General features: G+C 45.9%; 7 protein-coding genes. 4 read left to right on the top strand and 3 right to left on the bottom strand.

The genetic code is table 11. From position 1 onward, the window contains the following. On the top strand, positions 1-1,656 hold the full coding sequence (locus CPIN_RS11640; protein WP_012789993.1) for a TonB-dependent receptor: 1,656 nt from the start codon (positions 1-3) through the stop codon (positions 1,654-1,656). Between the two features lie 181 nt (positions 1,657-1,837). Next, positions 1,838-2,953 carry an HU domain-containing protein gene (locus CPIN_RS11635; protein WP_012789992.1) on the top strand — a complete coding sequence of 372 codons (1,116 nt, stop codon included), beginning with the start codon at positions 1,838-1,840 and terminating at the stop codon, positions 2,951-2,953. A gap of 497 nt (positions 2,954-3,450) precedes the next feature. Here CPIN_RS11635 and CPIN_RS11630 read toward each other — a convergent pair whose 3' ends face one another. Both CPIN_RS11630 and CPIN_RS11625 read right to left on the bottom strand, forming a co-directional pair. Then, complete coding sequence (locus CPIN_RS11630) at positions 3,451-4,344, bottom strand: SDR family oxidoreductase (protein ID WP_012789991.1); 894 nt, start codon at positions 4,342-4,344, stop codon at positions 3,451-3,453. Positions 4,345-4,662: 318 nt separating this feature from the next. Further along, positions 4,663-6,720, bottom strand: a complete 2,058-nt coding sequence (locus CPIN_RS11625; RefSeq protein WP_012789990.1) for a prolyl oligopeptidase family serine peptidase — start codon at positions 6,718-6,720, stop codon at positions 4,663-4,665. Between the two features lie 404 nt (positions 6,721-7,124). Here CPIN_RS11625 and pfkA point away from each other — a divergent pair, with 404 nt between their 5' ends. Both pfkA and pyk read left to right on the top strand, forming a co-directional pair. Next, entirely contained in the window at positions 7,125-8,105 is a 981-nt protein-coding gene (gene pfkA, locus CPIN_RS11620; RefSeq protein WP_012789989.1) for a 6-phosphofructokinase, read from the top strand. 11 nt (positions 8,106-8,116) lie between these two features. Beyond that, positions 8,117-9,607: a pyruvate kinase gene (gene pyk, locus CPIN_RS11615; protein ID WP_012789988.1), complete on the top strand. Its 1,491-nt coding sequence runs from the start codon at positions 8,117-8,119 to the stop codon at positions 9,605-9,607. 188 nt (positions 9,608-9,795) lie between these two features. On the opposite strand, the gene CPIN_RS11610 is transcribed toward pyk, so the two are convergent. Continuing rightward, positions 9,796-12,612 carry a TonB-dependent receptor gene (locus tag CPIN_RS11610; protein ID WP_052306786.1) on the bottom strand — a complete coding sequence of 939 codons (2,817 nt, stop codon included), beginning with the start codon at positions 12,610-12,612 and terminating at the stop codon, positions 9,796-9,798. Positions 12,613-12,893 lie beyond the last annotated feature (281 nt).

Here is a 12,893-nt window from a genome sequence, read left to right as displayed (position 1 = left end):
ATGAACGCTTATATCAAAAATATTCACCGGTTTCTGGCAGTAGCAGGTTGCAGTGCAGGTATCCTGACGCAGCAGCAGGCATTCGCGCAGAAAGAGAAAGAAAATCTCAAGGAAGAAACCATCGACATCATTTCCAATTACCGTCCGAAGTTGAGAGACGCGGCAAAACTGAACCTGACCGCTTCACTACCTTCTTTTGACACGACGCGCCCTGCTTTACAGTACCAGGTACCGGCGCTGAACCTTTACTTTATGTACCAGCCGATTCCACTGAAACCGCTGGCACTGGGTAAAGATTCACTGAGCAGGTTACAGAACAACTTTATCAAGGCAGGCTATGGTAACCTCAGCACGCCATTGATCCAGGCAGGTTTTGGTACCGGTCGCCAGGAGAAATACAACCTCGGTGTGTATGTGAACTATACTTCTTCCAAAGGTGATATTAAAAACCAGGATTACAGCACCCTGAATATACTCGGCTCTGGTACCTATTTTACGCCGTTGTGGGAGATCAATGGTAGCATCGGATATGACCGTAACCAGATACATTACTATGGTTATGATCATGCTACCCTGGAGTTCAGTAAAAATGACGTAAAACAAAACTTTAACCAGTTCACCGCGCAGGTAGGCGTAAAGAACAGACCTCTTAATGATTGGGCTTTCAGATTTGAACCTTCTGCCAAATTCATTTACTTCAGCGATGCATATAAGCGTAAGGAGCCGACCGTAGTATTCAAAGTACCGGTGTCCAAGCAGCTGTTTGAAGACATCTATATCAAAGCGGAAGGCGTTTTTGACCTTTCTTCCTTTAAAGAAGATGATCATCCGCAGGTTAATAACAACGTAGTAGCGATCCACCCTGCCCTGGAAATCGTAAAGCCCCGCTTTATGCTCCATGCAGGTGTGAACCCAACCTGGACCAACAGTAAATTCTATCTGTTACCAGATATCGTGAACGAATCGCATATCATCTACAAAAAAGTGATCCTGAGTAGTGGATGGATCTCTTACATCAATAAAAACAGCTTCCGTAACCTGGCCAACCAGAATCCATTCCTGGGCAGCTATGGCGAAGGTATCCTGAATACCAGGGTAGAAGAAAAATACACTGGTATCAAAGGAACGATCGGCAGCCATTTCAATTACAACACCAAATTTGCCGCTGTTACCTGGCATAATATGCCGCTGTTTGTGAATGACAGCATTGATGGCAAAACCTTCTATACAAAGAATGAAGAGGAATTGAGAGCCTTCAATCTGCATGCAGAGGTAGGTTATATCCAGGAAGAGAAGTTCCAGTTAAGACTGGCTTTTGACTGGTTCAACTATAACAAACAGAAGAGTGAGATCAAGCCATGGGGCCTGATTCCATTCCAGGCTGACGCGTTTGCACAATATACGCTGGCTAAAAAACTGCACCTGAATGCAAATCTGTACTACCTGGGCGGTACTTACTACCAGGTATTCGCTACCCAGGACTTTGATAAAACCAAAGGCAAATGGGACCTCAGCGCAGGCGCAAACTATGATATTGGCAAGAATTTCAACATCTGGGTGAATGCCAATAACCTCTTCAATTCAAAATATCAGCGCTGGTACGGATACCAGACTTATGGCTTGAATGTGGTGGGAGGTGTGATGATTAAATTTTAAAGTCGTACAATTGCAGAAATAATTGGAAATTAAGAATTAAGAATTAAGAGTTAAGAATTAAGAATTTCAGCAATTGTAAGCACTGCTTATGATTCTGACTAATAGATCAACGGATTACATTAATTCTTAATTGTTAATTCTTAATTTTTTCTGAGTCATTTTATATAACAGGGATTTCTACGTGGTACTACAGCAATACATACAGGAAATTTTGTTCAGGCAGCATATCTGTTGCCTGCCCCAACTAGGCGTGTTCAGACTGACACATACACCCGCTCGTTACGATGTTACCAGCAAAACGATATTACCCCCAGGAGAGATCATTACTTTTGACGAGACATTGACTAATGACGGCGGCCTGTTGGATTGGATTTCGCAAAAGGAGCACCTGGTGCCCGCTATTGCGCAATTGAAAATGGAGAAATACCTGGATGATTTCAGGAAAGTACTTAAAAATGGCGAAGCAATCGTCATTCCGGGTGTCGGACAACTACAGGCAAACACTGTAGGCAGGATTTCCTTTGAACAGGAACCTCCGGCCCTGACTCGTGATGTGCTGCATGTAAGTCCGGTAATACGCCAGGATGCAATTCATAAGGTGACTGTAGGAAACAGGGAAATGGTGGGTAAACAGGTGGTTGACCACCTGACAGCATCGCCGTCCTCCTCTTCGTCTTCGTCCGCTCCTGCGCCAACGCCCACGCCGGAACCAGTTGCAGCTACAACAACGCCTTCCACTCCGGCGCCTTCCGTGACCACTGGCGCTACCGGAACGACCGGCACAAGCGGCAATGACTACGAATATGAATATGCCCAGGAAATCCCTTCCAAATTACGCTGGTTATGGGTCGCTATTCCTGTAGCCTGTGTGGTAACAGCTGGTATTGTATGGTATTCTGTTAATAAGAACCGTCCTCAGATCACAAGAGCGGAAAGTGCGGTGAACCCTGCCCCTGTAGAGGCGGCCCCCGTTGCTTCCAGTCAGGCAAAAGCTGACAGTGCAGAAAAAGCAGCAGCTACAGCTGCCGCAGCAGCCAGTGCACAGGAGATGGCTTATGATGTCATTTTTGCTACTTATAAGACCAGGAAAGGTGCTGAAGATATGTTCAAAAAGCAATCAAGCTGGCAGAAAGACAAACCAGTAAAATTCGTTTTACTGGCCAATGCAGACTCTTCTTCCTTCATGGTAGCAGAGCAATTCAACACACCTGCCGCGGATACGACAGCTGTAAAGGACTCTATCCAGCAAAAGTACAAGCCTAAGTTCAAGGTGTTTATCCAACCATCGAAGCAATAGCAAATAACAAATAGCAAATAGCAATAAACAGACTTATATATAAAGAAGAAGCCCGTCAGTATGAACTGACGGGCTTCTTCTTTATATGTCTTTATATATTAGTTACATAAGATTGTACCACGCACCTACCTCTCTGCCTGCCGGCCATTATCTTCCAAAACCCTATTGAAATATCATCAGTCCGGTCACAGCGAAGGATTTCAGACGGAGACCCTGGCCTTAGCTCTTTGAAGTTAGCCCATCCGCCTGACAGCAGTTTAACAGATATTCCCAAAGCCCCATATAGTAAGTTCAAAGAGCATCAGCCAGTGGTCCCATCTGAAACCGCAGCGTAAGCCCCAGCTCCCAAAAAGTACTTGGCAATTCGGCTCCTAAGAAGCCTGAAAAAATAAATCTGATACATCCGTGGCACGTCTTCGCCTAAGCCCTGGCAATACCAGACCTCCTCTGAGAAACAATCTTCAGCCTATGTAATCGGAAATGGAGCTACAAATACACTAGATCTCTTTTGACAAGATCTCCAGTCCTTCATCAAAACTATGCGGAGCAAAACCCAGCTCTTTCACGGCTTTATCTATTACAAAACCTGTTTTAGCAGGGCGTTTGGCAGGTTGCGTGAAGCTTTTGGCATCTACCTTTTCAAGCAATTGTGTGTTCAGTTTGAAATAATCGGCAGTCTGTACCGCCATCTGATAAGGGGTCAGCGTTTCGCTACCTGAGATGTGGAATGTTCCGGCAGCTTTTTTGTCCGCTACCAGCTTACATCCGACTGCCAGATCCTGTACGAGGGTTGGGGTTCGCCACTGGTCATCCACGACCTTCAGCTTTTTGCCCTGTTCCAGGTTGTTTTTCACCCAGGTGATGATGTTACTGCGTTTGGAGTCGGCTGCGATACCATATACCAGTACGGTACGTACGATGGCCCAGGGCAGTTTACTGCCGCGTACCATGTTTTCAGCCGCCACTTTGCTGGAGCCATAATAACTGATGGGGTTTACCGCATCCTCTTCTGCATAGGGTCCCTTTAAACCGTCGAATACAAAATCGGTAGACAGGAAAATGAAGAAGGTGTTATGTGCTTCGGCGGCCTTCAGCAGGTAACGGGTAGCAGCTACGTTGGTATCCCAGCAGAGATCCTTGTTACGTTCGCAGTCATCCACCTGGGTCATAGCGGCAGCATGAATGACGATGTCCGGCTGATATTTATCCAGCAGGTGCTTCACGCTGGTGGCATCCCGCAGGTTAGTGGCTTCATAGATATATCCGGTTTGTTGCGGCAGACGGTTAGGTCCTCTTCCGCTGGCTATTACCTGATACCGGCTATCCTCCAAAAAAACGGGAATAAGGTGCTGGCCCAATAATCCGTTGCTTCCTGTGATTAATACCTTCATGATCTATGCCTTTTACTAAAATTACGAATTCAGTTTCAAATACCGGTTACGAATTACAATGTGATTGCAGGATTATATTCATTCCTTATCCGTAATGCTATAACCTTTAATCCATAGGCAGAACGGGGCTTTGCAGGGCATTGACAAGTAAATGTCTCCGGATAGGTCAGATCGCCTGCACGGCCATACGATTCCCTCCTATCCCGCAAAAAGCCGGCCGGTCATCATGATAGCCCGGCCGCATCGTACCGGCTTTAATGCAAAGGGGCTGTCCCGCCAACAGCGGACAGCCCCTAAGAGTTTATCTTGTGAGTATACTTATTTAAAGCTCATACCCAGATTATACATCGTAAATGACCAGACGTCTGCGGCTTCTTCGATCAGCTTGGACGTAGGTTTACCGGCACCGTGACCAGCCTGGGTATCTATACGTATAAGCGTCGGGTTAGGACCAGCATTGGCAGCCTGTAAGGTTGCGGCAAACTTAAAGGAGTGTGCCGGTACTACACGGTCATCATGATCCGCAGTAGTAACCAGGGTTGCCGGATATTGCGTACCTGCTTTCAGGTTATGCAACGGAGAGTATTTAATAAGATAGTTGAACTGTTCAGGTTTAGCACTGGTACCATATTCTGTTACCCATGCCCATCCAATCGTGAAGTTCTGGAAACGAAGCATATCCATCACTCCTACTGCCGGCAGGGCCACTTTGAACAGATCCGGGCGCTGGGTCATACAGGCGCCTATCAGCAAGCCACCATTAGAGCCACCACGGATCGCCAGTTTGGAAGGACTGGTATATTTCTCTTTTACCAGGAATTCGGCGGCACCGATAAAGTCGTCAAATACGTTCTGCTTCTTTTCCAGCATACCGCCCTTGTGCCAGGCTTCTCCATATTCACTCCCACCTCTCAGACAAACAACCGCATAGATGCCTCCCTGCTCCATGAAAAACAGGTTGGAAACACTGAATCCAGGGGTCATCGGGATATTGAAGCCACCATAGCCATAGAGCAGTACCGGATTTTTGCCATCTTTTTTAAGTCCTTTTTTATAAGACAGGAACACAGGCACCTTGGTACCATCTTTACTATTGAAGAACACCTGTTTGGTTTCATAGTCCTCCTGACGGAATTTCACTTCCGTTTTAGCATACAGGGCTGACTTACCACTGGCAATATCATATTTATAGATCGTTACCGGGTTCACGAAAGAAGTGAATGAATAGAAAAATTCCTTATCTCCGTCTTCTCCACCAAAACCGCTGGCGGTACCGATACCTGGTAATTCAATCTGCCAGTCCAGTTTACCATCATATGTATATTGTGCTACACGGGACGCCGCATCTTTCAGGTAGCTGGCGAAAAGCCGCTTACCTGCAGTACCTACTCCCTGCAGCACTTCTTTCTGCTCCGGAATGAGCAGCTGACGGCTGGAGGGGTTTTTAGGATCGATCAGCTCTACTTTATAATTGGGCGCTCCTTCGTTGGTCAGCAGGATTAGTTTATCCCCATGGCTGTCTATGATGCTGGGTTCGAACTCAAACCCTTTCACCAGCAGATTAAATCCTTTCTGGGAAGGATCCTGTAAGTCCCAGTACAGTACCTGGTTACCGGAAGTTCCTTCGCTCTGGCTCAGAATGAGGAAACGTTCATCTTCGGTGACATGTGCGCCGGCATTGCGCAGCGGGTGTTCTTTATCTTCAAAGATCAGTACATCCTGCTCCTGAGAGGTACCCAGTTTATGATAATATACCTTATGGAATTCGTTCTTTTTAGACAGTTTGTTCTCTTCGGTCGGCTTATCGTAGCGGCTGTAGTAGAAACCATCCTTTTTCCAGGAGATACCACTGAACTTGATCCAGTCGATAGAATCTTTCAGCAGTTGCTTGCTTTCCACATCCATAACAAACGCCTGTTGCCAGTCAGAACCGGCTTTCGCGATCTGATAGGCGATATATTTCGCATCTTTGGAGAAGGAAATGCTACCCAGCGCGACTGTTCCGCTGGCGGAGAACTTATTCGGGTCAATGAAGACTTCCGGCGTACCGTTCAGGGTTTTCTGACGGTAGAGCACGGACTGGTTCTGCAGACCATCATTTTTAAAGAAGTAGTAATAATCTCCTTTTTTGAAGGGTGCACCTATCTTAGGGTAGTTCCAGAGTTCTTCCAGTCGTTTACGGACTGCACCATGGAAAGGTATCTTATTAAGGTATTCGGAAGTGACAGCGTTCTGAGCCTTTACCCATTCTTTGGTCTCAGGGCTATTATCATCTTCCAGCCAACGGTACGGATCAGCAATGGAGGTGCCATGGTAATTGTCTGTAACGTCTGTTTTATTTGTTTTCGGATAAGTAATTCCTGACTGTTGTGCCATTACGGGTCCTGTTATCATTAATAAATACAATGCGGTAAAGATAGGGCGAGATGATCGACTTGTTTTCATTTGAAACATTTGCGGGTTTGTATTTAAATTATATCTATGTATATTTTTTAAAAATTTTGTTGTGTTAGTTAATTAAAAATGAAAATTTCGTGTAATTCATCAGAATACTATTAGAAAGCTAGGGCAAAATGTTATTTTTGTGCGCCACTTAGATATTTCTCTGGCAATTTATGCATAAGCAGCGTGATTTTCAGGAAAAAACGTAGAGGAGGAGAATGGCAACCGGGAGTGCAATATCACACGTTTGGGGTATATAAGGGTAATAGGAAGCTTAAACTAACGTCGGGGTTCCCTGAATCCAACATAAAAACGTAGAGAGGGAAATAAACATAACTATGAAAAAAGTTTCTAACATCGCAGTCCTTACATCCGGTGGCGATGCGCCGGGCATGAATGCCGCTGTTCGTGCAGTCGTAAGAACCGGAATTTACCATCAGTTAAATGTGTATGGTGTTATGTATGGCTACAGGGGAATGCTGAAGAACGAGATATTTCCCTTGGAGTCCAAATCTGTGGCTAACATTATTCAACGCGGAGGGACCATTCTGAAAACCGCCCGTTGTAAAGAATTTTACGAAGCTGAAGGAAGAGCTAAAGCCTACGAGAATCTGAAGAAACACAACATTGACGGTATCGTAGTTATCGGTGGGGACGGATCATTCAACGGTGCTTATAAAATGAGCAAAGAGTTTGATATTCCATGTATCGGCCTGCCTGGCACTATCGATAAAGATATTGCAGGTACCGATTTTACTATTGGTTTTGACACGGCAGTGAACACAGCTGTAGACGCGATCGATAAGATCCGTGATACCGCTGATGCGCACGACCGTTTATTTGTTATAGAGGTAATGGGCCGTGATGCTGGTTATATTGCCCTGCACAGTGGTATTTCTACTGGCGCCGAGCACATCATGACACCTGAACACCTGATCGATGTGAAAGACATCATCGAAGATCTTCAGACCAACGAACGCCGCAAAAAGCTGGTAAATATCATCGTAGTAGCGGAAGGTTCTATTGCCGGCGGTGCTGAAGAAGTAGCCCGCATGGTAAAATCCAGCTGCCCTCAGCTGGATACCCGCGTAACCATCCTTGGCCACATTCAGCGTGGTGGATCTCCGACCAGCCAGGACCGTGTTCTGGCCAGCCGTATGGGTTACGCAGCCGTAGAAGCACTGTTGAACGGTACTTCTAACGTGATGATAGGCATTGTAAACAACAAAATCCAATATACACCTCTGGAGCAGGCAATCAAGGCTAAAGAGCACCTTGATCCGGAATGGTTAAAGATGGTTAAAATACTTGCGAGTTAAAAAATAGAGCTATGAGTACAAAAGATTTATCACAATACGTACACAAACAGATGGATCATGCAGCTTCCCGTGCACATTCCCTGCACAAAACAAAAATAGTAGCAACCGTTGGCCCAGCCTGCGATACTTATGAAGGATTATTAGCACTCGTACGCGCCGGCGTTAACGTGTTCCGTCTGAACTTCTCACATGGCTCTCATGAGGATAAACTGCGTATCATCCAGTATATCCGCCAGATCAATAAGACTGAGCCTTACAATGTAGCCATTCTGGCTGACCTGCAAGGCCCTAAACTGCGTGTTGGTGAAATCGAAAACAACGCATTACCACTGGTAGCTGGTCAGATCCTGACCTTCGTAAATGAGAAAGTGGTAGGTAATGCAGAAAAGATCTATGTATCCTACGCAGACCTGCACAAAGACGTTAAACCAGGCCAGAAAATCCTGCTGGATGACGGTAAAATCGAAACAGTTGTAAAAGAAGTTACTGCTAATGAAGAAATCAAAGCAGTAGTAAGCCTGCCAGGTGTACTGTCTTCTAAAAAAGGCTTTAACCTGCCAGATACTAAAGTATCCCTCCCGGCTCTGACTGAGAAGGATGTAATCGATCTGGAATTCATCATCGACAACGAATGTGACTGGGTTGCCCTTTCCTTCGTAAGACACGTAGATGACCTCCTCCTGATCCGTAAACGCCTGAAAGAGCGCAATTCCAAAATGAAGGTGATCTCTAAGATCGAAAAACCTGAGGCAATTGCTAACCTGAAGGAAATCATCTGGGAGAGCGACGGCGTAATGATTGCTCGTGGTGACCTGGGTGTGGAACTGCCAGTTGAGCAGATCCCGATGATCCAGAAAGACATTATCCGTAAATGTATCCACCGTGCTAAGCCTGTAATCGTGGCTACACAGATGATGGAAAGCATGATCGACCGTACCCGTCCTAACCGTAGCGAAATCACCGACGTAGCGAACGCTGTACTGGAAGGTGCTGATGCGGTGATGCTGAGCGGTGAGACTGCTACCGGTCAATTCCCTGAGCTGGTAATCCAGACCATGAGAAAGATCATCGACGAAGTGGAAAAAGAAGACATCATCTATAACCGTAACCTGATCCCTCACCGTCACTCTCCAACCTTCCTGAGCGATGCACTGTGCTACAATGCATGTAAAATGGCGGAAGACCTGGATGCAGATGCGCTGATCGGTATGACACAGAGCGGCTACACCGGCTTTATGCTGAGCAGCTACCGCCCTCGTTCTCCACTGTTCATCTACACCAAAGAGAGAACACTGGTAAATCAGCTGAGCCTGAGCTGGGGTGTACGTGCTTTCTACTATGATGGTGAAGAGAGCCTGGACGAGATCATCTCTGACCAGATCAAGATCCTGAAAGAAAGAGGTTTCGTAAAACCAGGTGACGTTGTGGTAAATACTGGTAGCACGCCTGTAAAAGAGCACCTGCCAACCAACGCGATCAAGATTTCTACAGTTGCTGAATAAGCGATTAAAGGAACAACATAAAAGAAGAAGGGTTGTCCGCCCTAGGCGAGACAACCCTTCTTCTTTTAATTAAGAATTAAGAATTAAGAGTTAAGAATTAAAGGCTTGCCAGGAAATAGCTCGTTTCAGTAAATAGCATCTACACTCTCTTTCAATTCTTAATTCTTAATTGTTAATTCTTAATTGTTTTATAGTGTCAGGACAAATCTTGTAAACAGCCGAATACCATTAAAGCCCATCTGTACCGCATCCCAGGCACCGCCACTTTCACTGTCATAAGCAGATAATCTCGCACCATCTACCACTCCCAGTGAAGGATGTACATTGAAGATATTATCAGCGCCTACAAACCAGTTAAGTTGTTTGGTCAGCTTATAGTTCACCGCCAGGTCAGTCACTGCCTTGCCTTTATATTTAAACAGTTCAGGTACCAGTTTATCAGGATCGCTGTCCAGTCCTACAACAGGATTGATACCGCTTCCTGCCAGATCCCCGCTCCAGCCATAGCCATACAATTCAACTTTACCAAAGTAAGTGACATGTGCGCTTACGCCGAATTTATTGATACCATAGTCCAGGTTCAGACCAATCTTCACCGGAGGCGCTGAAGCCAGTACAAAACGCTCTTCACGGTCGCTGAAGAATGATTTTCTGTGCAGATAACTATCATTCAGCTTCTCAGGCACATTGATCTTATCGATCTTCATATGCTGGAAGTTAGCCGCTATTAAAGCCCTGAAACGCTGATTAGCCCAACGTTTGTTATAATCAATCACGATATCAACACCCGTATTGGTGGTATTCACCGCATTGGCGAAGAACTGTGCATTATCGATATGCAGGTTATTCAAGGTCTGATACAACTCAGGAGAAAGTGTGGTATCTGATGCACTAAACTGACCGGATAACACGATCCTGTCTTTTACTTTTACCAGGTAACCATCAACTGTTACAGATAATGCACTTAGAGGTTTCCAGGTGAAACCCAGACTCGCATTGACGGATTTTTCCTGTTTCAGATCAGGGATACCGGCGGCCCTGGTAATACTGTTACTGTTAGGAGCAATCTTTACTTCTGTAATAGTTCCCCCCTGTACGTTAGTATACTGTGAACTGAAGTTAATCTGTTGGAGAGAAGGGGCACGGAAACCTGTGCTTACCGAACCTCTCAGGTTGAAGTTGGAAGTCACTTTATAACGGGTAGCGAATTTATAGTTACTGGTGAAACCAAAATCGCTGTAGTTCTCTGCACGCACTGCTGCACCGATCAGCCATTTGTCTGTTACATCCAGTTCTGCATCTACAAATCCGGCGATATTGGATCGGTTGGCATCCACTTCATCACTCGGACGATAACCAGGGAAACCCTGTGCACCCGTTGCCTTAAAGAAAGTAGGATCATAATTGGTGTAAGAGGCGGCATCACCGGCATAGATCTGATACTTCTCATAACGGTATTCTGCGCCTAATGCGAGGTTTAGTCCATGCGCCACACCGCTGAACGCTTTACCAATGGTCAGGTTAGCGGTATTCTGCAGGAAGGAAAATCCGCCGTCGTCAAAATGTGTAGGCGTATTCGCTCCCATGGAAGCATTAAACGTTTTGTCACCATAAAAATGGAAGTCGTTGCGGCCAATGGTATTACTCAGGTCCCAGGTCCAGTCGTTACCAAATTCACCTTTGATACCTGCAGCAGCCGACCAGTCCCTGATCTTGTTCTGTATATGCGGATCAAATACGGTGTCATTAGCAGCGCCTCCCGGAGAAGATACCGGGTACATAATATCCGGATAAAATATCAGGTTACCGTTAGCGTCTGTAGGGAAACGGTCCGGGTGCCCGCTGGAGCTGGGGTTATTGCCGTTAAAGTGACGGGAATAAGCGTAAGCGTCGGAGAACTTGTAATTATAGCCTCCAAACGCATAGAAAGTGGTCTTTCCGTCAGCAAAAGGCAGTTCCAGGTTCAGCATACCACCGCCGGTCGTTTTGGAAGCATCGCCATAGGAACGTCGCACAACGTTAATCGGCAGGGCGTCTTTGTTGGCAAGGTTGGTATCCAGCACCTGACGATAGGTCTTACCCTGTTTCAGGAAATTGCCTGAAAAGTTCAGGAAACCGCCGTTTTTGCCCAATGGCACCCCATAACTGAGCCCTACGGATACGGCGTTACCATCTATCGCGCCACCGCTTTTATACTGGTTCAGATCCTGGCCGAAGTGGGTATTGTATTTATGATCGTAATACCCGGCATATCCGGCATTTACATAGAGGTGATTCACTTCTTTCTTTAAGATGATGTTGATGACACCCGCAATCGCGTCAGAACCGTATTGGGCGGACGCACCGTCACGCAGTATTTCCACACGGTCAATAGCGGCTTCCGGGATGGCATTCAGGTCAGTACCTGAGTTACCACGGCCACGGGTGCCATATACGGCAATAAAGGCCGTCTGATGCCGGCGTTTACCGTTGACCAGTACAAGGGTCTGATCAGGTCCGAGACCACGTAAGGTAGCCAGGTCGATCTGGTCAGCACCATCGCTTCCGCTCTGTTTATTATAGTTAAAGGAAGGCGCAGACACGTTCAGCAGGGCTGTCAGGTCCATTTTGGCTGTCGGATAGGCGGTCTGGCTCATGGAGATCACATCTACCGGTACGGGCGTTTCTATTCTGGCACGACCGCCGGAACGGGTACCTACCAGCACGACCTGCGATAGTTCAGATACGGTAGAAGTCAGCTGAATGTCCACCACCGTACGGCTATTGACAGGCACGGATAAGGGCTTAAAACCAATGGCGCTGAGTTCCAGCACATCGTCTGTTTTAGCCTCTATGGCATAAGTACCTTCTTTACCTGTCAGCGTACCGGTACCGCTCAGTTTTACGCGCACAGTAATACCTTCTAATGGTACTCCTGTGGTAGCATCTGTCACTTTACCGGTAATTCTTTGTTTCTGTGCATATGCAGCAGCAAATGGTACATAAAGGCATAACAATAAAAACACGATTCGATTTAGACTCCTGGTTGACATCATAAATTGCTTTTAGTTTGGGTTATAGATAAATATAACCTATTTCAGACATATAGTTAAAACACCCTTCCGATACTGAGTAGTATATACTTAAATGTTATAACGCATATATCCTTTCTATTTGTTATAGGTTGGCATACGTATAATAAACACCGATCCATTAACACTTGTTTAACCGAGTTACCTATAAATCAACATTTTAATCTTCTCATGATCATTTTTTCCAGTTAATGGAAAAACAATCGAAAACCATT

It is taken from the genome of Chitinophaga pinensis DSM 2588, from assembly GCF_000024005.1.
Lineage (GTDB): Bacteria > Bacteroidota > Bacteroidia > Chitinophagales > Chitinophagaceae > Chitinophaga > Chitinophaga pinensis.
Note: the sequence above shows the minus strand (reverse complement) of the source record. Positions and strands in the feature narration are given on the sequence as shown.